Origin of the sequence: Streptomyces olivaceoviridis (assembly GCF_014650115.1) — a bacterium.
Lineage (GTDB): Bacteria > Actinomycetota > Actinomycetes > Streptomycetales > Streptomycetaceae > Streptomyces > Streptomyces olivaceoviridis.
In genome coordinates this window covers 51006-73743 of sequence record NZ_BMUI01000003.1, presented here as the reverse complement: position 1 = coordinate 73743, position 22738 = coordinate 51006, and the positions used below count along the sequence as shown (strand labels likewise).

Annotated in this window: 21 protein-coding genes; 13 read left to right on the top strand and 8 right to left on the bottom strand. The window is 73.9% G+C overall.

Going from position 1 to position 22738, the window contains the following annotated elements; all coding sequences use genetic code 11:
• Positions 1 to 64 precede the first annotated feature (64 nt).
• Positions 65 to 907: a MurR/RpiR family transcriptional regulator gene (locus tag IE273_RS06820; protein WP_189814243.1), complete on the top strand. Its 843-nt coding sequence runs from the start codon at positions 65 to 67 to the stop codon at positions 905 to 907.
• Between the two features lie 141 nt (positions 908 to 1048).
• On the top strand, positions 1049 to 1603 hold the full coding sequence (locus tag IE273_RS06815) for a hypothetical protein (RefSeq protein WP_189814242.1): 555 nt from the start codon (positions 1049 to 1051) through the stop codon (positions 1601 to 1603).
• A 7-nt stretch (positions 1604 to 1610) separates the two neighbouring features.
• Here the strand turns inward: IE273_RS06815 and IE273_RS06810 are convergent, their stop codons facing one another.
• The 5 genes from IE273_RS06810 to IE273_RS06790 all read right to left on the bottom strand — a co-directional run bounded on the left by IE273_RS06810 (position 1611) and on the right by IE273_RS06790 (position 5303).
• On the bottom strand, positions 1611 to 1985 hold the full coding sequence (locus tag IE273_RS06810; RefSeq protein WP_189814241.1) for a roadblock/LC7 domain-containing protein: 375 nt from the start codon (positions 1983 to 1985) through the stop codon (positions 1611 to 1613).
• 10 nt (positions 1986 to 1995) lie between these two features.
• Positions 1996 to 2475 (bottom strand): roadblock/LC7 domain-containing protein, encoded by a 480-nt coding sequence (locus IE273_RS06805; protein WP_189814240.1) that lies wholly within the window; start codon positions 2473 to 2475, stop codon positions 1996 to 1998.
• Between the two features lie 31 nt (positions 2476 to 2506).
• The gene (locus tag IE273_RS06800; RefSeq protein WP_189814239.1) at positions 2507 to 3370 is read right to left on the bottom strand and encodes a transcriptional regulator; all 864 of its coding nucleotides are present in this window, start codon (positions 3368 to 3370) and stop codon (positions 2507 to 2509) included.
• Entirely contained in the window at positions 3367 to 3750 is a 384-nt protein-coding gene (locus tag IE273_RS06795; protein WP_014673138.1) for a hypothetical protein, read from the bottom strand. The genes IE273_RS06800 and IE273_RS06795 overlap by 4 nt, the downstream gene beginning before the upstream one ends.
• Before the next feature lie 149 nt (positions 3751 to 3899).
• Entirely contained in the window at positions 3900 to 5303 is a 1404-nt protein-coding gene (locus tag IE273_RS06790) for a type III PLP-dependent enzyme domain-containing protein (RefSeq protein WP_189814238.1), read from the bottom strand.
• Between the two features lie 140 nt (positions 5304 to 5443).
• Between IE273_RS06790 and hutU the strand changes: the two genes are divergently transcribed.
• The 4 genes from hutU (at position 5444) to hutI (ending at position 10927) form a co-directional block, all read left to right on the top strand.
• Positions 5444 to 7108, top strand: a complete 1665-nt coding sequence (gene hutU / locus IE273_RS06785) for a urocanate hydratase (RefSeq protein ID WP_014673136.1) — start codon at positions 5444 to 5446, stop codon at positions 7106 to 7108.
• Between the two features lie 77 nt (positions 7109 to 7185).
• On the top strand, positions 7186 to 8388 hold the full coding sequence (locus IE273_RS06780; RefSeq protein WP_229887138.1) for an allantoate amidohydrolase: 1203 nt from the start codon (positions 7186 to 7188) through the stop codon (positions 8386 to 8388).
• Positions 8385 to 9722, top strand: coding sequence for a formimidoylglutamate deiminase (locus IE273_RS06775; protein ID WP_189814236.1), 1338 nt, complete (start codon positions 8385 to 8387; stop codon positions 9720 to 9722). Before IE273_RS06780 ends, IE273_RS06775 begins: the two co-directional genes overlap by 4 nt.
• A 29-nt stretch (positions 9723 to 9751) precedes the next feature.
• Entirely contained in the window at positions 9752 to 10927 is a 1176-nt protein-coding gene (gene hutI, locus IE273_RS06770) for an imidazolonepropionase (RefSeq protein WP_189814235.1), read from the top strand.
• A 13-nt stretch (positions 10928 to 10940) separates the two neighbouring features.
• Here hutI and IE273_RS06765 read toward each other — a convergent pair whose 3' ends face one another.
• Together IE273_RS06765 and IE273_RS06760 are read right to left on the bottom strand one after the other, a co-directional pair.
• A complete protein-coding gene (locus IE273_RS06765) occupies positions 10941 to 12479 on the bottom strand; it encodes an RICIN domain-containing protein (RefSeq protein WP_189814234.1) in 1539 nt (512 codons plus the stop codon).
• A gap of 226 nt (positions 12480 to 12705) precedes the next feature.
• The gene (locus IE273_RS06760; protein WP_189814233.1) at positions 12706 to 13602 is read right to left on the bottom strand and encodes an RNA polymerase sigma factor SigF; all 897 of its coding nucleotides are present in this window, start codon (positions 13600 to 13602) and stop codon (positions 12706 to 12708) included.
• Between the two features lie 245 nt (positions 13603 to 13847).
• Here IE273_RS06760 and IE273_RS06755 point away from each other — a divergent pair, with 245 nt between their 5' ends.
• From IE273_RS06755 to IE273_RS06730, 6 genes are all read left to right on the top strand, one after another.
• Positions 13848 to 14225, top strand: a complete 378-nt coding sequence (locus tag IE273_RS06755; protein ID WP_014673130.1) for an STAS domain-containing protein — start codon at positions 13848 to 13850, stop codon at positions 14223 to 14225.
• Between the two features lie 413 nt (positions 14226 to 14638).
• Positions 14639 to 15217, top strand: coding sequence for an ATP-binding protein (locus tag IE273_RS06750; protein ID WP_189814232.1), 579 nt, complete (start codon positions 14639 to 14641; stop codon positions 15215 to 15217).
• Between the two features lie 176 nt (positions 15218 to 15393).
• Positions 15394 to 16104 (top strand): LPXTG cell wall anchor domain-containing protein, encoded by a 711-nt coding sequence (locus tag IE273_RS06745; RefSeq protein ID WP_189814231.1) that lies wholly within the window; start codon positions 15394 to 15396, stop codon positions 16102 to 16104.
• A 292-nt stretch (positions 16105 to 16396) separates the two neighbouring features.
• The gene (locus IE273_RS06740) at positions 16397 to 17431 is read left to right on the top strand and encodes a COG1470 family protein (protein ID WP_229887113.1); all 1035 of its coding nucleotides are present in this window, start codon (positions 16397 to 16399) and stop codon (positions 17429 to 17431) included.
• Positions 17432 to 17553: 122 nt separating this feature from the next.
• Entirely contained in the window at positions 17554 to 18672 is a 1119-nt protein-coding gene (locus IE273_RS06735; RefSeq protein ID WP_189814230.1) for a hypothetical protein, read from the top strand.
• The gene (locus tag IE273_RS06730; RefSeq protein WP_373309309.1) at positions 18669 to 19961 is read left to right on the top strand and encodes a hypothetical protein; all 1293 of its coding nucleotides are present in this window, start codon (positions 18669 to 18671) and stop codon (positions 19959 to 19961) included. Before IE273_RS06735 ends, IE273_RS06730 begins: the two co-directional genes overlap by 4 nt.
• A 91-nt stretch (positions 19962 to 20052) precedes the next feature.
• On the opposite strand, the gene IE273_RS06725 is transcribed toward IE273_RS06730, so the two are convergent.
• Positions 20053 to 21558 (bottom strand): peptide MFS transporter, encoded by a 1506-nt coding sequence (locus IE273_RS06725; RefSeq protein ID WP_189814229.1) that lies wholly within the window; start codon positions 21556 to 21558, stop codon positions 20053 to 20055.
• A gap of 491 nt (positions 21559 to 22049) precedes the next feature.
• On the opposite strand from IE273_RS06725, the gene IE273_RS06720 reads away from it, so the two are divergent.
• Entirely contained in the window at positions 22050 to 22727 is a 678-nt protein-coding gene (locus IE273_RS06720; RefSeq protein ID WP_030653180.1) for a response regulator transcription factor, read from the top strand.
• Positions 22728 to 22738: the final 11 nt, after the last annotated feature.

The following is a 22738-nucleotide window of genomic DNA, read 5'->3' as shown; positions in this document are numbered from 1 at the left end:
GTTTGTCAATGCCTCGGCGCTGTACTCTCCCGGGGCGTCGAGGAATCCGGAGGGGGAGTACGTGATGAGCGGGACCGACAGCCCTGCCAACCGATTGCAGGCGCTCTTCGAGGGCCACCGGCTCACGCCGACCCAGCGGCGCATCGCGCACAGCATGGTGCGCCGGGCCGCCGACGTGCCCTTCCTGTCCAGCGTGGAACTGGCCGAACTGGCCGGGGTCAGCCAGCCGTCGGTGACCCGGTTCGCGGTCGCCCTCGGCTTCGACGGCTATCCCGCCCTGCGCAGGCACCTGCGCGAGGTCGTCCCGGCCGAACCGGCCGCCGGGGTCTTCGCCTACAACGAGTACCAGCAGGCCGTCGAGGCCGAGATCGAGAACCTCAGGCACCTCGCCGAGCTGCTCGCCGACCCCCGCCCGGTGCAGCGGGCCGGCCGGATCCTCGCCGCCTCCCGCCCGCTGCCGGTGCTCGGCCTGCGCGCCGCCGCCTCCCAGGCGTACGGCTTCTCCTACTTCGCCGCCAAGGTGCACCCGGACGTCCGGCTGCTCCACGAGGGCGGCACGATGATCCACGACCGCATCGACGCCGCCGTCCGCGCGGGCGCCACCGCCCTGCTCTGCTTCGCGCTGCCCCGGCACCCGCGCGAGGTCGTGGACACCCTCGCCTACGCCAAGGACGCCGGCCTGACCGTGGTCACCGTCGCCGACTCCGCGTTCGCCCCGGTCGCCAAGTACTCCGACCTGCTGCTGCCCGCCGCCGTCGGCACCGGGCTCGCCTTCGACACCGCGTGCGCGCCGATGCTGCTCGGCCGGGTGCTGCTGGAGGCGCTGTGCGACGACCTGCCGGACGCCCAGGCGCGTCTGGAGGAGTTCGACGCGAAGGCGGCGGCCCGCGGCCTGTTCGTGGAATGACCGGGCCCCGCCACTCTCAGATTCGTCTCACGTTCTGCTATTAGCTTCCCTACGAGACACATGCGCAGGGGACACGTGACACGGGAGGCTGACGTGGCGCGCGGAGGACGCGGAGGACGCGGAGGACAGGGACTGGCTCGGGTGGCCGTCGTCGTACGGGCCGGGGCCGCACCGATGTGGTGGCTCGGGGTGGTCGCCGCGGGGATCGGGGTCGTGCCGGAGGGGGTGACCGGGCGCCGGATCGGCGTGCTGGCGGGGGCGGCGCTGTTCCTCGTCGGCGCGGCCGTCGTGGCACTCGTCCGGCGGGGCCGGTACACCGCCCTCTCCCGCGAAGTGGCCCGCGCGGGCAAGTACGACGTGCTCCAGGACCGGGCGGTGACCGTGCGCGCCTGGCGCCGGGGCCACCGCTGGTGGCTGCTGCTGGGCTGGGCGGTCGCGCTCGGTTCCGCCTTCGCCGTGCCCGCGGCCGGCGGCATGCTGCTGGCCGGGCTCGGCACCGGGCTGCGGCTGAAGGCCGCGTGGCTCGGGCGGCTGGAGCGGGCCCGCGAGACGCTGCTGTGGGTGCGCGTCGACTGGCTCGACCGGCGCGGCGGGCGACCGGCGGGCAAGGCCGTCAAGGGCCTGCGTGGTACGGGCGTCACGGCCGGCGACGCGGCCCCGGGCGGGGCCCGCCGCCGTACCGGCGCACTGGTCTGAGCCGCCGTCAGACCTCCAGCTCCGCCTCGATCCGCTTGAGCTGGTGCCGGGCCATCGCCAGGTTGGCCCGGCCGGAGTCGAGGACCAGGTACAGGAACAGCCCGTTGCCGCCGCGGCTGCTGAGCAGGCGGATCAGGTGGTACTGGTCGGAGAGGGTGATCAAGATGTCCTCGATGCCGCCCTTGAGGCCGAGCATCTCCATCGTGCGCATCTTGGCGCGGATGACGTCGGTGTTGCCGGCGGCGGCCACGTTCAGGTCGAAGGTCTTGCTGCCGCCCATCGTGCCCAGCGCCATCCCGCTGGTGTAGTCGACGAGCGCGACACCGGTGGCGCCCTCTATGGAGGTGAGGGCTTCCTTCAGCGCGGTCTCGGTGTTGGCCATGGTGGTCCTCTCAGCTGTCGGTTGCGGTGCGCGCCTCGGCGGCCGTGGTGCGGGGCGCGCGGGAAGTGCGGGTCCGTGCGGGGGTGGTCCTCGGGAGCGGGCGTACGGCCTCGGCCGCGTCCAGCAGCTCCCCGATCCGGGCGCCGGCCCGGCGCCCCTCCAGGTGCAGCCGGCCGACGTTGACCCGGTCCTGCGCGAGCAGGGTCAGGACGGCGGTGCGGCCGGCCGCGTAGGTGGCGATGTAGCCGCGCTCGCCGCGCACCAGCAGCTCCCGGAAGCCGCCGTGCCCGGTGGCGTCGGTGACCCGCACGGCGACCCCGAGCGCGGCGGCGGTGAGCGCGGCCAGGCCCTCCGGGTCGACCCCGGGGGTGTCGTGGGCGACGACGAGGCCGTCGACGCCGGCCGCGAGGGCGCCGGTGAGCTGCGGTACCCGGGTGCGCAGCCGCAGCAGCTCCTCCAGGACGGTCCGCAGGTCCTCTTCGGCCACCATCAGGTCTCTCCTCTCGGCGGGGCGGTGCCGTTCAAAGCGCCTCCAGCGCATCCCTGAGCCTCTTCAGCAGCGCGATGTCGGGGTCGGTGGTGACCTGGCCGAGCGGGGGCGGGGGCGGCGGGGCGGACGGTGCCGTGGGCAGGGGTGCGATCTGCCCGGCCGCCGTCAGCCGGCGCACGTCGACCAGCGTGTGGAACGCCTGCCGGCCCAGGTTCCGGGCGATGTCGGTGGCCGTGCGGACGCCGTCCACGCGGTCCAGGACGGCCCGCTGCCGGGGTGTCACCGGGGTGGCGGAAGCGGCCTGGGTGGCCGGCGTGGTGGGCCCGGCCGGGTTCGCCGGGGCGCGGCCGGCGGCCGGGTCCGCCCGGATCAGCGGGGCGGTGTCGGCGGCCGGGTCGGGCCACAGCCGGTGCAGCAGCAGCCGGCGGCGCAATGTCTCGCGTTCCAGCGCGACCACCGGCACCGAGGGCAGCGGGCCGAGCCGGGGCGTGGAGTCGTACCGGAACCGTCCCGGTGTGCTGCTCGGCGCCAGTGCGAAGTACCCGGCGTCGTACAGTGCGTCCAGATGGCACAGCTCCAGCGCACCGGTGGGCAGCACCCCGGAGCGCAGCAGGAGTTCGGCCGCGAGCAGGGGTCCCGTGGTCCGTGCCGCCGCCTGCTGCCAGGCGGTGGCCGCGAGGGTGCCGTGGGCCGTGAGGAGCACGTCGAGGCCGGGGGCGAGGGGGCTCTCGGCGTGCACCACCCGGCCCTCGGCGAGGTGCAGGACGCCGTGCTCGCGGACCAGGACGCCGGTGGCCCGCTCCTCGGCGAGCCGGGTGAGCATCGGGGACAGGGCGCGCCCGGCCCCCTTGTCCCGGACCGGGAGGGCCGGCGGCGGGGTGCCGACCACGGTCATCCCAGCACCAGCCGGGCGGCCATCTCACCGAGCCGGATCCGGGCGAGCGCGAGGTTGCCCTCCTCGCGGCCGAGCCACAGGTGCAGGAACACGCTGCTGTCGAAGGACGTGTCCACGAAGCGCAGCAGGTGGTAGCTGTCCCCGTTGCTGATGATCACGTCCTCCACGGGGGGCAGGTCGTCGCCGCCCGCCGCGAAGGTGCCGTGCTCGGCGGCCATCCGGGCGAGTTCGGCGGCCTCGGCGGCGGTCGTCTCGTGGTCGCCGCCGGGCGCCTCCCCGACCGCGCCGAGGGCCAGTCCGCTCGTCCAGTCCACCAGGGCGGCGCCCCGGGCACCGGGCAACCGCATCGCTTCCAGCAGGCACTCGTCGATTCCGGGCACCGTGGCTCCCCTCCCGCCTGGGACTCCGGTTGAGTGACGCCGACACTACGCAACGTGTGTGCGGGAGGTGAGGCCTTTGGCATTTTCCGTTGGAACATGCGCCGGGCGTACTAGTGTGGGTCAACTGGCCTGTGGGACGCGGGAGTTGATCACCGTGGCGCAGGGTGCCCGCCGGTGGCGCCCGGGAGGCCGGTCAGTGCGGACGCGTGCGCCCCTCCCGACTCCGCCACCACCTCCGCGACGGTCTGCGGCTCCCGTACGGTGGCGAAGGCGACGCCCCCCTCGCCGTCCGGCGCGTAGCCGTAGACGCCCGGCCGGGCGAGGGAGTTGTACGCGTAGTGGTGGGCGAAGTAGTACGCGCCCGTGTCCAGCGCCGCCGCGTAGTCGCCCTGGTCCAGCAGGGGCAGCGCGCGTCCCTCGGCGAGCAGGTCGCCCGAGAAGCAGGCCGGCCCGGCCACGTCCTGCACCACCTCCGGCCCCGCCTTCGGCCGCCCCCCGGCGTCGTACGCGGCGATCCGCAGCGGCCACGTGCCCGGCACGTACACCGTCCGCGTCGCCACCTGCACGCCCGCGTGCGTCACCGCGATCCGCCGCCCGCCCGCGCTCTTGGCGTACTCCACCCGGGCCACCACCGTCCCGTACTTGGCCAGCAGCGACCGCCCGAACTCGGTCACCAGCCCGTACCGCCCGTCGAACAGCCCCGGCACCTGCTCGGCGAGCAGCCGCGCGTAGGCGGCGTACGACGGTGTCGTCTCCTCCGACACGAGGTTCACCGGCAGCCCGCCGCCGATGTCGACCGTGTCGACCTGCCGCCGCCCGACGACCGCGTTGATCTCCTCCGCGAGCGCGTACACCTCCGCCACCCCCCGCGCCAGCAGCGGCAGCGGGATGCCCTGCGAACCGGTGTGCGCGTGCAGCCGGGTCAGCCACGGCCGCTCCGCGTACGCCCGGACGACCCAGTCGCGCGCCCCCGCGTCCCGCAGCGCCACCCCGAACTTCGAGGTCCGCGTCGCCGTGGAGGTCGCCCCGATGGTGCCGCCGCCGATCTGCGGGTTGACCCGGAGCCCGAGCGGGGACCGGGTGGGCGCGGCGCGCACGAGGGCGTCGAGCCGGTCCAGCTCCTGCGGGTTGTCCGCGTTCACCGCGATGCCCAGGGACAGCGCCTCGCGCAACTCGGCCGGGGTCTTGGCCGGCGAGTCCAGCACCGTCCGGGCGGGCGGCACCCCGGCCGTCCGGGCCAGCGCCAGCTCGCCGGGGCTCGCCACCTCCGCGCCGATGCCCGCCTCGTGCAGCAGCCGCACCACCGGCACCAGCGGTGTCGCCTTCACCGCGAAGGCGTGCAGCACCGGTGTGCCGGGCGGCACGACCGCGTCGAACGCCGCCCGCAGCGCCGCCGCCGACTCCCGGATGCCGACGACGTCCAGCAGGCCCACCACGGCCGCGTCCGGACCCAGCAGCCCCCGCTCGACGGCGGCCCGCACGGCCCGGTCCCGGCGGGCCACCCGCCCCCGCGCCTCGCTCCCGATGTCCCCGACCGTCTCGATCTCCGCCACGGCTTCTCCGTCCTACTCCCGGCTACCGGTGCATCCAGCCAAACACCCGCCGCGCGCGGACGGGGCCGTCCCGGCGTATTGACTAGCTCTATTCAGACCTACAGGATGTGAATAGACGTAGGCACAGGAGGAGGCTGACGATGTCGGGACCCCGCCCCGTACGAGCACCGCGCGGCACGGAACTGAACGCCCTGGGCTGGCAGCAGGAAGCCGCCCTGCGCATGCTCCAGAACAATCTCGACCCCGAGGTCGCCGAGCACCCCGACAAGCTCGTCGTCTACGGCGGCACCGGCAAGGCCGCCCGTGACTGGCGCTCCTTCGACGCCATGGTCCGCACCCTGAAGACCCTCAAGCAGGACGAGACCATGCTGGTCCAGTCCGGCCGCCCGGTCGGCGTGATGCAGACCCACGAGTGGGCCCCGCGCGTCCTCATCGCCAACTCCAACCTGGTCGGCGACTGGGCCAACTGGGAGGAGTTCCGGCGCCTGGAGGCCCTTGGCCTGACCATGTACGGCCAGATGACCGCCGGCTCCTGGATCTACATCGGCACCCAGGGCATCCTCCAGGGCACCTACGAGACCTTCGCCGCCGTCGCCGCGAAGAAGTTCGGCGGCACCCTGGCCGGCACCATCACCCTGACCGCCGGCCTCGGCGGCATGGGCGGCGCCCAGCCGCTCGCCGTGACCATGAACGACGGCGTCGCGATCTGTGTCGACTGCGACCCGCGCGCCATCGAGCGCCGCATCGAGCACCGCTACCTGGACGTCAAGGCCGACTCCCTGGACCACGCGCTCCAACTGGCCGTGGAGGCCCGGGACGCGCGCCGCCCGCTGTCCATCGGCGTCCTCGGCAACGCGGCCGAACTGGTCCCGCAGCTCCTCGCGATGAACGCCCCCATCGACATCGTCACCGACCAGACCTCCGCCCACGACCCGCTGGCGTACCTCCCGGTGGGCGTGGCCTTCGAGGACATGGCCGCCGAGGCGGCGAAGGACCCGGCCGGCTTCACCACCCGCGCCCGTGAGTCCATGGCGAAGCACGTGGAGGCCATGGTCGGCTTCATGGACGCCGGCGCCGAGGTCTTCGACTACGGCAACTCCATCCGGGGCGAGGCCCAGCTCGCCGGCTACGACCGGGCGTTCGCCTTCCCCGGCTTCGTCCCCGCCTACATCCGCCCGCTGTTCTGCGAGGGCAAGGGCCCCTTCCGCTGGGCGGCCCTGTCCGGCGACCCGGCCGACATCGCCAAGACCGACAAGGCGATCCTGGAGCTGTTCCCCGAGAACGAGTCCCTCGCCCGCTGGATCAAGATGGCCGGCGAGCGCGTCCACTTCCAGGGCCTGCCCGCCCGCATCTGCTGGCTCGGCTACGGCGAGCGGGACAAGGCCGGCGAGCGGTTCAACGACATGGTGGCGAGCGGTGAGCTGGCCGCGCCGCTGGCCATCGGCCGTGACCACCTCGACTGCGGGTCCGTCGCCTCGCCGTACCGGGAGACCGAGGCCATGCTCGACGGGTCCGACGCGATCGCCGACTGGCCGCTGCTGAACGCGATGGTCAACGTGGCCTCGGGCGCCTCCTGGGTGTCCATCCACCACGGTGGCGGCGTGGGCATGGGGCGGTCCATCCACGCCGGTCAGGTCACCGTGGCCGACGGCACGAAGCTGGGTGGCGAGAAGATCCGGCGCGTCCTCACCAACGACCCCGGGATGGGTGTCATCCGGCACGTGGACGCGGGCTACGACATCGCCGAGTCGGTCGCGGCCGAGCGGGGGGTCCGCGTGCCCATGCGTGAGGGTGACGAGGCGTGACGGCAGGCGAGGGCGGGCACGGCGACACTCCCGCCCAGCGGGACGACCGCCGCCGGCCCGGGACCTCCTTCCAGGAGATGTGGCGCGAGCTGCTCCCCGTCGGCCGGCACCCCGACTCCGGCGGTTACCGGCGCTACGCCTGGACCGGGGCGGACGCCGAGTGCCGGGCCTGGTTCCGGCAGCAGGCCGAGGACCGCGGGCTCGCCTACGAGGTCGACCGGAACGGGAACCAGTGGGCCTGGCTGGGGGATCCGGCCGCCGGGGACGCCGTCGTCACCGGGTCGCACCTGGACTCCGTGCCGGACGGCGGGGCCTTCGACGGGCCCCTCGGGATCGTGTCGTCCTTCGCCGCGCTGGACGAACTGCGCGGCCGGGACGTCGAGTTCGCCAAGCCGCTCGCCATCGTCAACTTCGGGGACGAGGAGGGCGCCCGGTTCGGACTCGCCTGCGTCGGCTCCCGGCTCACCGCCGGGCAGCTCACCGCCGAGCAGGCCCACCGGCTCACCGACGGGGACGGGATCACCCTGCCCCGGGCCATGGAGGCGGCCGGGTACGACCCCGACGCCATCGGGCCCGACCCCGAGCGGCTGGCCCGGATCGGCGCCTTCGTGGAGCTGCACGTCGAACAGGGCCGCGCGCTGGACCTGTCCGGCGACCGGGTCGGCATCGCCAGTGCCATCTGGCCGCACGGACGGTGGCGGTTCGACTTCCGGGGCGAGGCCAACCACGCCGGCACCACCCGGCTGGTGGACCGCCGCGACCCGATGCTGTCGTACGCCGAGACCGTGCTCGCCGCCCGCCGCGAGGCCGAACTCGCCGGTGCCGTGGCCACCTTCGGGAAGATCGCCGTCGAGCCCAACGGGGTGAACGCGATCCCCTCCCTCGTGCGCGGCTGGCTCGACTCCCGGGCCGCCGACCAGGACACCCTGGACACGGTGGTCGGCGGCGTCGAGAAGGCGGCCCGGGAGTACGCCGACGCCCACGGCATCGACCTCGACGTCGTCCGGGAGTCCTTCACCCCGGTCGTGGAGTTCGACCACGCCCTGCGGGACGAACTCGGCCGCATCCTGGGCAAGGACACCGGCCTCACGGTGCCCGTCCTCGGGACCGGTGCGGGACACGACGCCGGGATCCTCTCCGGGAGCATCCCGACCGCCATGCTGTTCGTGCGCAACCCCACCGGTGTCTCGCACTCCCCGGCCGAGTCCGCCGCCGAGGACGACTGCCTGGCCGGGGTGCGCGCACTCGCCGACGTACTGGAAGGACTGGTCCGCAGGTGACCAAGGGGACCTACTGGCTGGAGCACGCCTGGCTCGGCACCTATGTCGAGCCGGGGGTCACGGTGGAGGTGGCGGACGGCCGGATCGCCGCCGTGCGCACCGGGACGCCCACGCCGCCGCCCGGCGCCGAGGTGCTGCGCGGGCTCACCCTGCCGGGGCTCGCCAACGCCCACAGCCACGCCTTCCACCGGGCGCTGCGCGGCACCGTCCAGGTCGGCTCCGGGACCTTCTGGACCTGGCGCGAGGTGATGTACTCCGTCGCCGACCGTCTGACCCCGGAGACCTATCAGGCGCTGGCCCGCGCGGTGTACGCCGAGATGGCCCTCGCCGGCATCACCTGTGTCGGCGAGTTCCACTACGTGCACCACGCCCCCGGCGGCACCCCCTACGCCGACCCCAACGCCATGGGGGAGGCGCTGATCGCCGCCGCCGCCGAGGCCGGCATCCGGATCACCCTCCTCGACACCTGCTACCTCTCCGCCGGCTTCGGCGAGCCGCCCACCGCCCACCAGCAGCGGTTCTCCGACGGCAGCGCGGAGGCCTGGGCCGAACGCTGTGCAGTTCTCAAGGAGCGGGACCACGCGCGGATCGGAGCGGCGATCCACTCCGTACGGGCCGTGCCCGCCGGGCAGTTGGCGACCGTGGCACGCTGGGCCGAGGAGCGGCGGGCCCCGCTGCACGTGCACCTGTCGGAGCAGACCGCCGAGAACGACGCCTGCCTCGCCGCGCACGGCCGCACGCCCACCCGGCTGCTCGCCGACCACGGCGTCCTCGGGCCGCGCACCACCGGGGTGCACAACACCCACCTCACCGACGAGGACATCACCCTGCTCGGCGACTCGGGCACCGGCACCTGCATGTGCCCCACGACCGAACGGGACCTGGCCGACGGCATCGGCCCGGCCGTCGCCCTCCAGCGGGCCGGCTCCCCGCTCTCCCTCGGCTCCGACAGCCACGCCGTCGTCGACGTGCTCGAAGAGGCGCGCGCCATGGAGCTGAACGAGCGGCTGCGCACCCGCACCCGGGGCCACTGGACGGCCGCCGCCCTGCTGCGGGCCGCCACCGCCGACGGCCACGCCGCCCTCGGCTGGGACGACGCCGGCGCCATCGAGCCCGGCGCGCTCGCCGACCTGACGACGATCGCCCTGGACTCGGTCAGGACGGCCGGGACACTGCCCAGGCTGGGCGCCGAGACGGCCGTATTCGCGGCGAGCGCGGCGGACGTACGGCATACGGTCGTGGGTGGCCGGCACGTCGTACGCGACGGCGTGCACACGCTCGTACCCCATGTGCCGCAGGCGCTGGCCGCCGCCGTCGAAGCCCTGCGCGGCTGAGCAACGCAGACCCCCACGAGGACGACACCATGAGCAGCAGCACCGTCATCACCAACATCGCCACGCTGGTCACCAACGACCCCTCCCTGGGTGACGGCTCCCCCCTCGGTCTGGTCCAGGACGCGGCCGTCGTCATCGACGGCGACCGTGTCGTGTGGACCGGTGAGTCAAGCAAAGCACCCGCCACTGACAACCGGGTCGACGCGGGCGGCCGGGCGGTGCTGCCGGGCTTCGTGGACTCCCACTCCCACCTGGTCTTCGCGGGCGACCGGACGCAGGAGTTCAACGCCCGCATGTCCGGCCGCTCCTACACGGCCGGCGGCATCCGCACCACGGTCGCGGCCACCCGGGCCGCGAGCGACGCGGAACTGGAGGCGAACCTCACCCGCTACCTCGACGAGGCCCTCCGCCAGGGCACGACCACCTTCGAGACCAAGTCGGGCTACGGCCTCACCGTCGACGACGAGTCCCGCGCCCTGCGCCTCGCGGCGCGGCACACCGACGAGGTGACGTACCTCGGCGCGCACATCGTCTCCCCGGACTACGCCGACGACCCGGCCGCCTACGTCGCCCTGGTCACCGGCGAGATGCTGGACGCCTGCGCGCCGCACGCCCGCTGGATCGACGTCTTCTGCGAGAAGGGCGCCTTCGACGGCGACCAGGCCCGCGCGATCCTCACGGCCGGCAAGGCGAAGGGCCTGCACCCGCGCATCCACGCCAACCAGCTCTCCCACGGCCCCGGCGTCCAACTGGCCGTCGAACTGGACGCGGCCAGCGCCGACCACTGCACCCACCTCACGGACGCGGACGTGGACGCCCTGGCCAACAGCGCGACGGTCGCCACCCTGCTCCCCGGCGCCGAGTTCTCCACCCGCGCCGAGTGGCCGGACGCCCGCCGGCTGCTGGACGCGGGCGTGACGGTCGCCCTGTCCACCGACTGCAACCCCGGCTCGTCCTTCACCTCCTCCCTCCCCTTCTGCATCGCCCTGGCCGTACGCGACATGCGGATGACCCCGGACGAGGCGGTCTGGTCGGCCACGGCGGGCGGCGCGGCGGCCCTGCGCCGCACGGACATCGGCCGCCTCACCCCCGGCGCCCTGGCCGACCTGACCCTCCTTGACGCCCCCAGCCACGTACACCTGGCCTACCGCCCGGGCGTACCCCTGGTCAGCGGCGTGTGGCGGCGCGGGGTCCGGGTGGTGTGAGCGAGCCGGACGCTCACCGCGCCCCCGCCCGCCACCGCTGCCCGAGGCCGTCCGACAGGGCGCGCAGGGACACGCCGTCGCCCTCGTCCGGGGTCACCGCCGTCCCGATGGCGACGGCCGGGCGGATCGTGCCGTCGGGGTCGACGGTGAAGCGGAGGTTCTCGCCGTTGCGGCCGTGGACCGAGTCGCACTCCCAGATGCCCACGCCCCGGTCGGCCGAGCCCCGGCTGTCCAGGCAGAAGTCGTCGTCGGCCGCCGAGCGGAGCACGCCCAGGGAGGCGTCGACGCTCCAGCGCTGGGTCGGGGACGGGTCGCAGGGGGCCGTGACGACGTCGTCGCCCTCCGCCAGGTCGCCGTCGCGGATGTCCAGGCAACGGCCCGTGGCGAGGTTGACCACCTGGGCGTAGGCGGCGCCCGGCGGGGCGGGCGGAGGCGTCGGGCGGGGCGTCTCGCGGCGGGGCGGGATGGGGGTCGGGCGGTGCGAAGTCGGGGTGGGGGACGGGGGCTTGGACGTGGGGGACGGCGAGGACGACGGGGAGGGGGACGGAGGCGGGGGGAGCGAGACCGTCGCCGTCACCGTCACCGAGGAGGGTGCGGGGGTCGCCGCCGGGCGGCGGTCGGTGGAGTGCGCGGGGCTGAACAGGAGGACCAGCAGCGGGGTCAACGCCACGCCCAGGGCCGCCGAGCCCAGCAGGACGCGGCTGCGGGGCGGCCGGCCCGGCGGGGCCGCCGTCGTGGGTACGGCGGCGGGTCCGGGGCGCTCGTCCCGGCGCGGGTACGCCGTTCCGCGCCACGGCAGCAGGCCCTCGGCCAGGGTCTGCCGGGGCGCGTCCCGCAGCGCCCGCGACTCCTCGAACGCGGCCGTGCAGTGCGGGCAGCGCGCCATGTGGGTGTCCAGGTCGGCGCTGCGACGCGGGGCGTCCGGCCGTACCGCCTCCTCGATCAGCCGCCGGAAGTCCGCGCAGCGCGGGTCGCCGGAGGCGGCCAGCCGGTGCCGCAGGCAGGCCCGTGCCAGCGCGGCGAGGGCCCGCGGGGTGTCGTGCGGGACGTCCGCGCGGCCGAGGCCGAGGAAGGCGGCGGTGCGCTCCTCGGGTTCCGCGTCGAGGACGCCGTACCAGAGCAGTCCCTGGGCGCGGGACGGCAGTGACTGGAAGGCCGGGAGCAGGGGCGGGGTCGGGCCCCCCGGGCGGCCGGCCGTGGTCAGCACCAGCAGCAGGCCCGGGTCGACGCCCGCGGCGCGTTCGTCGCGCGCCCAGTCCGCCGCCAGCCGCACGGTGAGCAGCAGCAGCCGGTGGCGCAGGGGGAGGGGCGGTTCGACACCCCGGGCCGTCTCGCGGGCCGCCGTGGTGAACGTCTCCGCCGCCAGCCGCCTGGCCGCGGGCTCGCTCGTCGCGCACAGCCGGGCGTAGGCGAGGACCGCCGGGTGGTGGCGGCGGCGCAGCTCCCGCAACGCCGGGTAGGCCGTGGACGCGGGGGAACGCAGCAGTTCGGTCAGCCGTGCGTCCGGCGCGTTGTCGTGGTCCCCCGCCGTGGCGTGGCCCCGCTCAGCCATGCAACACCCTCCGTCCCGAGAAGGCCGCTGACATACCAGCCGGTTTGGGGACCCATAGTGGTGGACGGGGAAGGCCCCGGGCAGAGGTTTCCGCGAGGAACCGCATAACGGTTGGGCCGCTGGGCACCCGGCACGCGGGGGGGTGGGTGACGGGACGGCGGAGCGGCCCGGCATCCCGGCCGGGCCGCTCACCGCAGTGCGGAGAAGCGCGAGTTCCGCGCGGAGCTCACTCCTCCAGCGTCAACCCCTTGCGCAGCCGTACCAGCGTGCGCGACAGCAGCCGGGACACGTGCATCTGGGAGATGCCGAGTTCCTCGCCGATCTCCGACTGGGTCATGTTCGCCACGAACCGCAGGGAGAGGATCTTGCGGTCCCGGGGCGGGAGTTCGGCGATCAGGGGTTTGAGCGACTCGATGTACTCGATGCCTTCGAGCCCGTGGTCCTCGTATCCGATGCGGTCCGCGAGCGCGCCCTCGGACTCGTCCTCCTCCGGCTGGGCGTCCAGCGACGCGGCGGTGTAGGCGTTCGAGGCGGCCATGCCCTCGACGACCTCTTCGTTGGAGATGCCCAGCCGCTCGGCCAGTTCCGCGACCGTGGGGGCGCGGTCCAGTTGCTGCGCCAGCTCGTCGCCGGCCTTGGCCAGGTCGAGCCGCAGTTCCTGGAGCCGGCGCGGGACGCGCACGGACCACGAGGTGTCACGGAAGAACCGCTTGATCTCGCCGATGATGGTCGGCATCGCGAAGGTGGGGAACTCGACGCCGCGGGAGAGTTCGAAGCGGTCGATCGCCTTGATCAGGCCGATGGTGCCGACCTGGATGATGTCCTCCATCGGCTCGCTGCGGGAGCGGAAGCGGGAGGCGGCGAACTTGACGAGCGCGAGGTTGAGCTCGACGAGGGTGTTGCGGACGTACGCACGCTCGTGCGTCCCTTCCTCCAGCGACTCCAGGCGCTCGAAGAGGGTCTTGGACAGGGCCCGCGCGTCGACCGGGCCGATCTCGTCGTAGGGGGGGATCTCCGGGAGTCCCTCGAAGGGGTCGAGGGGGTCGATGGGATGATCCAGTTGTTCCGGTGGGGGTGTCGACGTCGCGATCGGGGTAGGCGATGCGTCGAGCCGGGGTGACATGGGTGTCCTCCATCGTTCTCGGCATATGGCTGCCGAAGCCAGTACGTGCACTGCGGTGTGCGGCGCCTCCGAAGCCGGCTGTAGGGGTGTGTGTCCTTACTAGCCCTACCCGCTGCACCGAGCGAGTCGCAAGTGCGTTCTGTGGCTATATGTCCGTTTCTGTGCGGATGTTCGGGTGTCGGAGTGCGCATGGAAGGCGTAATGTTCGAGGGCATCAGCAGCCACGACCTCGGGAGAGAGACGGCATGGACCACGGGACGGTCGGCAGCGCACAGTCGGGCCGGCTTCTGGTGGAGGTGCGGGAAGAGGGCTCCAGCGCCGTTGTGACACCGGCGGGTGAGCTCGATCACCACACCGCCGATCTTTTGCGTGAGCCCCTCGACGACCTCTTGGCCAAGGGCTTCTCGCGGCTCGTAGTGGACTGCTCACGCCTGGAGTTCTGTGACTCCACGGGGCTGAACGTCCTGCTCGGCGCCCGCCTGAAGGCGGAGGCCGCCGGCGGCGGGGTCCATCTGGCAGGGATGCTGCCCGTGGTCGCCCGCGTGTTCGAGATCACCGGGGCCGAGGCGGTCTTCACCGTCCACGACTCCCTGGAGGCGGCCCTGGCCGACGGTGCCGACTGATCCGCCGCCCCGGTGTCCGGTCCGGTCCCTCGCCGCTCCTCGTGGGCGTTACCTGCATCACGTCCGAAACGGGGGGTGTTCCGTCGGATCGGTCGGGCAGGAGAGGGCAGAAGAAGGCGGGAGGCATTCCGCCGGCCGTCGGCCGTCGGCCACTGGGCACCGGTGGCCGGAGGGCGCCCGGGACGGGGCGTGCGTCCGGCGGACGGGCGGGTATGGATTCCCTGGCCGGGCGGCGTGCGGACGGCGCGCGGACGACGACGTTCGGGTGGCGTGCGGACGGCATCCCGACCGGACGGCGCCCAGGGTGCCGACGGTGCCGGGCCTTCGACAGGACTGACCGGCCCGAGACCGCGGCCGGACTATTGACCGGACTTTTGAATCGTGAACTGGTGAATCGGTGAGGTGAAGCGCTGATGAGCACCACCCGGCCTTACTCGCCGGGCGACCGCGGCCCGGAGCCCAGCGGCGCTTCCGGGGCGTCCGAGGGGGCTGCGCCGACCGTCGGCGCTGCCACGGGGGCAGCCGCGCCGTCCGTGCCGTCCGGGCCGCCGGGCCCGGCCGACGGCACCCCGCAGCCCCGGGGCCGGCAGGTCCGCAGGCTGCGCCTGGAAGGCGAGAGCGGGGTCGTCCCGCTCGCCCGCGACTTCACCCGCCAGGCGCTGTACGCGTGGGGCTGGCTGCCCGCCGCCACCGCCGATCAGCGGGCCGCCGCCGAGGACGTGCTGCTCGTGGTCTCCGAACTGGTCACCAACGCCTGCCTGCACGCCGAGGGCCCCGACGAACTGCTCCTCGCCTGCGACAACAAGGTGATCCGGCTGGAGGTCTCCGACCGGGGCACCGGCCAGCCGGCCCCGCGCACCCCGCACCGCGCCGGCCGGCCCGGCGGGCACGGCATGTTCATCGTGCAGCGGCTGTGCCTGGACTGGGGCGTGGTCCGCGCCCCCGGCACGCCGGGCAAGACGGTCTGGGCGGAACTGGGCGCTCCCGCCTGAGCGCCGGCGGAGGCCGCCCGGGACCACCCGGGTCCCCGCCTCCACTCCGACACCGCTTCGCGCACGCCGGATCACCACAACTCCGGCGTGTGACGTGTCTTCCTTCCTCACGACCCCGGGCGTACCTTGACGGCCAAATCTGATGTGCCGTCAGGAATGGATGGGGTGGGCCGACCGTGTCGTACCCGAAACGAACCGCCGCGCTCGCGTCCGCCGCGGCCCTGGCCGGCTCGGCGGTGCTGCTGGCCGCGCCGGCGGCCCACGCCGACGTCGTCGACGTCAACTACCGCTGTCAGACGCCGATCGGGGTCAAGAGCGCCGTCTCGCCGATCGACATCAAGGGCGTCAGGAGCGGCGGTAGCTACAAGATCACCATGTCCTGGCGGAAGGGCGTCTCCTCCAGCCCGGTCGAACTCGGCAAGGGGGCGATGAGCCCGAGCGCCACGATCAGGCTGGGCGGTGCCGGCAGTGGCACGCTCGCGGTCAGCGGACCCGCCAACGACGCGGCGATCCCGGCCGACACACCGATCAAGATCAGCGACCTGAGCGGCACCTACACGCCGGAGAAGAGCGGCAAGGTCACCTTCACGGCGGGCACGCTCACGATCAAGGCGCTCGGTACGACGACGACCTGCACGCCGACGAACGGTCCGGGGCCGTCCCTGACCCTGGACGTGACGGCGGCCGGCGGCTCGTCATCGTCATCGTCCACATCGGGGTCATCGTCATCGTCCACATCGGGTGGCACCTCCTCCGCCGGGCAGCTTCCGCAGACCGGCCCCGAGGACTCCGCGGTCGCCCTCGGCACGCTCGGCGGCACGGTCCTCCTCGCGGGCGCGGCGGGCACGCTGTGGCTGACCCGACGGGGTCAGACTGCTCGGCGCTGAGCGGTCGGGCAGACGCCGGGCCCCGTCGAGGCCGGCCGGACCGCCTGCCCTGGCCGGGCCGGGCCGGGCCGATCAGTCCGGCGCAACCCTGTCGAGGCCGACCGGCCACGCGCCCCGCCCCGGCCGACCAGCCCTTGCACCGCCCTGACCGTCCGACCGCGCACCGCCGCCAGGCCCTGGCCGGACCGCCACCCGTCGCCCCGGGCCCCGGCCGCCGCACCTCCGGCAACCCCCGCTGAACCGTCCGGCCACCTCTCCCGAACCGTCCGGCCCACCCCCGCTGGAGCCGCCCATGCCGCCCGTCGCCCGTGTGCCAGGCCCGCCCCACTCGCCACGCGCCTTCTCCGAGCCGCGCACCTCACCGGCGCCGTTCGCCCGGGGCACCCGCCGCACTTGCCGCACCCGCAGCGCTCCCAGCACCCGACGCACTCCCAGCACGAGCACCGTCGGCACCCCAAGCACCCCCAGCACCGACCACCCCTCCCGCACCCCCCTCGCGCTCGTCACCCTGCTCCTGCCGCTCGTCCTCCTGACCAGCGCGCCGCAAGCGTTCGCCGGGTCCGGGGGCTGGTCGGTCGCGCCCCTGGGCGCCGGGCGCGCCGCGTTCTACGCCGAGGGCGCCCCCGGGACGGTCCTGAGGGACAGCGTGTCCGTGACCAACCGGAGCCGGACGCCGGTCACGGTCCGGCTGCGCGGCACCGGTGTGCCGACGGTCTTCGCCCGGAGCGGCCTGCGGGTCCCGGCCCGTACCCGTGCCGAGGTGCCCTTCACGCTGACCGTGCCGCCCGGTGCCGCGCCCGGGGACCGCACCGGCGCGATCGTCGTGCGGGACGCGCACGGCCGTGGTGCGACCGTGCGGGTGCGGCTGCGCGTGAGGGGCCCGTCGCTCGCCGCGCTGACCGTCGAGCATCTCGCCGTACACGCCGACCGGATCACGTACGAGCTGGTCAACCGGGGTACGACCGTCCTCGTACCGAAGCTCGCGGTGCGCGCCGACGGACTCTTCGGCCGAGTCCTGGACCGCGCCCCGCGCACCCTGCCGGTCCGGTTGGCCCCGGGCGCCCGGCGCACGCTCAGCGAGCCGTGGCCCGGCCGGCCGGTACTGGACCGGGTGCGCGTACGGCTGACGGTGACGGCGGCGGGCGGCGCGCACGACACGACGGGCACCACGGCGGCGTACGTGCCGTGGGGCGCGGTGACCGGCGGCGCGGCAGCGGTGGCGGCGGGGGGTGCGGCCGTACTGCTCCGGACCCGCCACCGGCGCCGCCGCCCCGCACGGCCCGGACCGCGACCCGGCGCGGTGGAGCCGACGGGAGCGGTGTCGTGAGGCGCGTGCGGCCGGCGCGGACACCGGACCGGCGCCGGGCGGCCGGTGCGGACGGTGCCGGACGGCGTGCGGGACCGGCCCGGACGCCGTCCTCGCGCGGGCGAGCCGGCGGTGGCGCTGTCGTGCGGCGGGTCGCCCTGGCGGTGGCCGGTGCGCTGCTGGTGGCCCTCGGCGGGCCCGCCGGGCAGGTGCGGGCCGCCGAGGGGCCGGTCGTCGAGGTGTCGCCGGTTCAGGCCGGTGCCGGTGGCTCGGTCACCGTCAGGGGTACCGGCTGGCGGCCCCGTACCTTGCTCATGGTGCTGGTGTGCGGGCGGGCCACCCCGGCACGAGGGGTCGTCGGCGGCACCAACTCCTGCGCGAACGGCGACGGCCGGGCCGTGACCACCGGCGCCGACGGTGCCTTCCGCCGGAAACTGCCGGTCGCCGAACCTCCCGTGCCCTGCCCCTGCGTGGTGCACGTGGCCACGGTGACCGGCGCCGAGGCCGAGGCGGACGCCGTCCTGGAGGTCGCCGGCCATCCCGTGGCCCCGCTGCCCGCCGAGCGCTCCGCGGGCCGGCTGGCGGTGCTGTCCGACACCCGGCTGACCGGGGCCGGCGGACTGCTCACCTGGTTCGGCGCGCCACCCGGCCGCACCCTGGTCCTCACCGTCGGCAACACCGGCACCGGCCCGATCGAGAACCCGGTGTTCCAGGTCGGCACCGCGCACGGCGTCTTCGCCCCCGAATGGGACGAGCGGCAGTGGCACGGCACCCTGGCGCCCGGGAAGAAGGCACGGATCAAGCTGCCGGTCGAGCTGTCGGCGGGGGCGCACGGCGACTACACCGTGACGCTGAAGTACGGCGGCCGGGTGCTCGCCGAGCAACCGTGGGGCGTGGGCCGGCCCTGGGGCGTGACGCTCTTCTGGGTCCTGCTCTGCCTGGTCGTCCCGGCCGCCCTGTTCCGCGCCGGGATGGCCGTGGTGGACCGGGTCCGGCCCCGCCGGCACCGCCCGCACCGGTCCGCCTCCCAGAGTCCCCGCCCTCTCCTGGGCCCGCGCCTGCGCCGCCTGCTCCCGCGCTCCCGTTCCGCCGGGCCCCCGGCCGCCACCGCCCCCGTGACCGACCCGGCCGCCCCAACCCTGCCGTGGTTCGTCCCCCACTCCGCTCCGGGCGGCCCGGCCGGCCAGACCTCCGCACCGCACGACGACAGACCGGCGAGTCCCACGACTCCCACCACTCCCACCAGGAAGGGACCCACGTGAGCAAGCGAAGGAGAGGCACAGCGGCCGGGGGCACGGGCGCCCTGCTGGTGCTCGGTGCGGCGGGCGTCCTGCTGGGCGCGGCGGCGACCCCCGCGCAGGCGGCCGAGGTGTCGTACGCCACCCACTGCGTGCCGCCCGCGGGCATCGACCCCGTCGACGGCACCACCAAGGTCGAGATCACCGCGCCGGCCACGGCCAAGGTCGGCGACACGGTGGAGATCGGGTGGAAGTTCGTCCAGGCCGCCTCGAAGAACCCGGACATCATCGACCTGCCCGCGAACTCGGTCCAGCCGTCCGGCGTGCTGAAGGCGGCCGGCGCGCAGAGCGCCGACATCGCGATGGAGGGCCCGCGGGAGAACCCGGCGATCCCCAAGGGCGGGAACATGGTGCTGTCCGCCATGAAGGGCAGCCTGAAGCTGACGGCGGCCGGCGAGGTGACGCTGACGCCGGACGCGTACACCGTCAACGCCATGTCCACCGACACCAAGTGCGCGCCGAAGGAGGCCGTGCAGAAGGCGGCGACGATCCAGGTGACGGCGGGCGGTGGCGGCACGTCCAGTGCGACGCCCACCCGCTCGGCCACGCCGACCGGATCCGCCACCGCCACCGCCACCCCCACGGCGACCGGCGGCACCGGGCAGACCGACTTCACCGGCAAGGAAGTACAGATCCCGTACGCCTGCAAGACCCCGATCGGCGACAAGAGCGCGACCTCGCCGGTGCAGATCGACGCGAAGAAGAGCGGCGGCGGTTACGACCTCACCGTGCGGTTCAAGAAGTCGGTGATGGACAGCCCCGCCGACATCCCGAAGGACTCCGTGAAGCCGTCCATGGAGGTCGTGCTGGGCGGCGCCGACAAGGGCACGGTGCATGTGGAGGGGCCGACGAACACGAATCCGATCAAGTCCGGCGACCCGATCGGGATCCCCGACCTCACGGGCACCTACAAGCCCGGCGCGAGCGGCACCTCGACGCTGTCCCCGGGCGTGCTGACGGTCAAGGCGCTCGGTACGACCACGACCTGCACGCCGGTGAAGACGGCCGTCTCGCTCACCCTGGGCACGACGGAGCAGCCGGGCGGCGCGGCGGGCGGCACGTCGACGTCGGGCGGCACGTCGACCTCGGGCGGTTCCTCGGGTTCCGCCACGACCGACGGCGGCGACGGGGGCCTCGCCGAGACCGGCGCGAGCGACCACGGCGCCCTGAAGGCCCTGGGCCTGGTGGCGGGCACGGCGATCCTGCTGGGGGCGGCGGTGTTCACGGTGCTGCCGAGGCGCGGGACGCGATAGCCCACCCCGTCGGCGCTCAGCGATCCCCCGCACAGCGGGAGGGCCGCCGCACCCACCTGGGTGCGGCGGCCCTCCCGGCCGGGTACGACGGCTAGTTCACGTTGCCCATCAGCTTCTTCACCTTGCCGCGGTACATCCACACCGCGACACCCGCGACCACGGCGAGCACGGCCTCCAGGGCGACGAAGCCCATCCTGTCGAGGTTGACGCCACCGACGGCCGGGTTCGACAGCAGGGCGGTGACGGAGTCGCCCGCGGTCACCGCGAGGAACCAGACACCCATCATCTGCGAGGCGTACTTCTTCGGCGCCATCTTCGTCGTCACCGACAGACCCACCGGCGACAGCGTCAGCTCACCGACGGTCTGCGCGAAGTAGATCGCGACCAGCCACATCGCCGCGGCCTTGTGACCGCCCTCGGCGATCGACAGCGGGGCGAGGAAGACGAAGAAGGACGCGCCGACCAGCACCAGACCGGAGGCGAACTTCACGATCGTGCTCGGCTCCTTGCCGCGCTTGTTCAGCCACAGCCACAGCCAGGCGAAGACCGGCGCGAGGGCCATGATCATGACGGGGTTGACCGACTGGTACCAGGAGACCGGGAACTCCCAGCCGAAGACGGTGTTGTCGGCGCTCTTCTCGGCGAACAGCGAGAGCGTGGAGCCGCCCTGGTCGTAGATCATCCAGAAGACGGCGGCGGCCACGAAGAACCAGATGTACGCGGACACCTTGGAGCGCTCGGCCGGCTCCAGGTCCTTGTCGCGCAGGATCCGGGAGATGACCAGGATCGGCACGATCAGGCCGATGAGCGTGAGCGGGATCAGCGCCCAGTTCAGGGTGAAGTGGCCGGTGCCGCCGACGACGCCGTAGAAGACCGCGGCGATGGCCAGCCAGATCAGGCCCTTGCGCAGGGTGGACGCCTTCTCGGCGGGCGTCAGCGGGGTCGGGACCTCGCTGCTCTTGGCGTTCAGGTGGCGACCGCCGAGCAGGTACTGGGCGAGGCCCAGCGCCATGCCGAGCGCGGCCAGCGCGAAGCCCAGGTGCCAGTTGACGTTCTCACCGACGGTGCCGATGACCAGCGGGGCGACGAAGGCACCGAGGTTGATGCCGATGTAGAAGAGCGTGAAGCCACCGTCCCGGCGCGGGTCCTCCGGGCCGTCGTAGAGGTGGCCGACCATCGTGGAGATGTTGGCCTTCAGCAGACCGGAGCCGATGGCGACGAGGACCAGGCCGACGAAGAAGCTCGCGGCGGCGGGCAGCGCCAGGCACAGGTGACCGAGCATGATGACCAGGCCCGCGACGGCGACCGTCTTGCGGGGGCCGAGGACGCGGTCGGCGAACCAGCCGCCGGGCAGGGCGAGCAGGTACACGAGCGACAGGTACACGGCGTAGATCGCCGTCGCCGTGCCCGCGCTCAGGTGCAGGCCGCCCGGGGCCACCAGGTACAGCGGGAGAAGGGCCCTCATGCCGTAGTAGGAGAAACGCTCCCACATCTCGGTCATGAAGAGAGTGGCCAGTCCGCGGGGGTGGCCGAAGAAGGTCTTCTCGGAACCGGGGGTGCCCGGTCGGACCGAGTCCTTCGTCAGGCTGGACGCCATGGTCGTTCCTTGCTGGTCGGGACGCGCGGTGGAGCGTTGCGCGCCCGGTGGGGGTGTCGGCCGGCACCGGCGGGGTCGGTCGTCCACCCCCACGCCCAGGGGGAGTCCGCCCCGGATCGCGGAGCGGCGGACGGCGACCACCGGGATCCACGCCCCTGACGCGTCGCTGCGTCCGGAGCCCGGCCAGAGGTCATTCCTTTCAAGGCTGGTCTGGACCAGCCCGCACACAAAGAAGACCCTCAGCGTCATATGCCCGCCAAAGGTCCCCGGTGTACTACAGGCGTTCAGATCACCATACGGCAGCACACCGCCGGATATGGAAGGACTTGAGACAGGGATCACAGGTGTCGCGGGAACCACGGGACCGGATCGAAGGTCTCTTCTACGATCGCATCCCCAGGTCAATGGTTCGTACCAGCAGCATACGAAGGTAAGAGGCCGGGGTGGCGATCACGCCCCGGCACCGCACGCGGGCGGTCTACCATCACCTCATGACCCGTGTACTGCTCGCCGAGGACGACGCGTCCATCTCGGAGCCGCTGGCCCGCGCCCTGCGCCGGGAAGGTTACGAGGTCGAGGTGCGCGAGGACGGACCCGCAGCGCTCGACGCCGGAATGCAGGGCGGCGTGGACCTGGTCGTGCTGGACCTGGGCCTGCCCGGCATGGACGGCCTGGAGGTCGCCCGCCGGCTGCGCGCCGACGGTCACACCGTGCCGATCCTCATCCTGACCGCGCGGGCCGACGAGGTGGACACCGTCGTCGGCCTGGACGCGGGCGCCGACGACTACGTCACCAAGCCGTTCCGGCTCGCCGAACTGCTCGCCCGGGTGCGGGCCCTGCTCCGGCGCGGCGCCGCCGAACCGCAGCAGCCGCCGGCCACGCACGGGGTGCGGATCGACGTCGAGTCGCACCGCGCCTGGATGGGCGACGAGGAACTCCAGCTCACCGCCAAGGAGTTCGACCTGCTGCGGGTGCTGGTGCGGGACGCGGGCCGGGTGGTGACCCGGGACCAGCTGATGCGCGAGGTCTGGGACACCACGTGGTGGTCGTCCACCAAGACCCTGGACATGCACATCTCCTGGCTGCGCAAGAAGCTGGGCGACGACGCGGCGAACCCCCGGTACATCGCGACGGTGCGTGGCGTGGGCTTCCGGTTCGAGAAGAGCTGAGTCCGGGCCCC

Bases quoted from the DNA above. Each gene is read 5' to 3' on its own strand.
- IE273_RS06750 (WP_189814232.1), top strand. From the start codon at position 14,639: ATGAGCACCACCCGGCCTTACTCGCCGGGCGACCGCGGCCCGGAGCCC.
- IE273_RS06725 (WP_189814229.1), bottom strand. From the start codon at position 21,558: ATGGCGTCCAGCCTGACGAAGGACTCGGTCCGACCGGGCACCCCCGGT.
- IE273_RS06755 (WP_014673130.1), top strand. From the start codon at position 13,848: ATGGACCACGGGACGGTCGGCAGCGCACAGTCGGGCCGGCTTCTGGTG.
- IE273_RS06820 (WP_189814243.1), top strand. From the start codon at position 65: ATGAGCGGGACCGACAGCCCTGCCAACCGATTGCAGGCGCTCTTCGAG.
- IE273_RS06765 (WP_189814234.1), bottom strand. From the start codon at position 12,479: ATGGCTGAGCGGGGCCACGCCACGGCGGGGGACCACGACAACGCGCCG.
- IE273_RS06805 (WP_189814240.1), bottom strand. From the start codon at position 2,475: ATGGTGGCCGAAGAGGACCTGCGGACCGTCCTGGAGGAGCTGCTGCGG.
- hutI (WP_189814235.1), top strand. From the start codon at position 9,752: ATGAGCAGCAGCACCGTCATCACCAACATCGCCACGCTGGTCACCAAC.
- IE273_RS06760 (WP_189814233.1), bottom strand. From the start codon at position 13,602: ATGTCACCCCGGCTCGACGCATCGCCTACCCCGATCGCGACGTCGACA.
- IE273_RS06800 (WP_189814239.1), bottom strand. From the start codon at position 3,370: ATGACCGTGGTCGGCACCCCGCCGCCGGCCCTCCCGGTCCGGGACAAG.
- hutU (WP_014673136.1), top strand. From the start codon at position 5,444: ATGTCGGGACCCCGCCCCGTACGAGCACCGCGCGGCACGGAACTGAAC.
- IE273_RS06780 (WP_229887138.1), top strand. From the start codon at position 7,186: ATGTGGCGCGAGCTGCTCCCCGTCGGCCGGCACCCCGACTCCGGCGGT.
- IE273_RS06720 (WP_030653180.1), top strand. From the start codon at position 22,050: ATGACCCGTGTACTGCTCGCCGAGGACGACGCGTCCATCTCGGAGCCG.
- IE273_RS06810 (WP_189814241.1), bottom strand. From the start codon at position 1,985: ATGGCCAACACCGAGACCGCGCTGAAGGAAGCCCTCACCTCCATAGAG.
- IE273_RS06740 (WP_229887113.1), top strand. From the start codon at position 16,397: ATGCCGCCCGTCGCCCGTGTGCCAGGCCCGCCCCACTCGCCACGCGCC.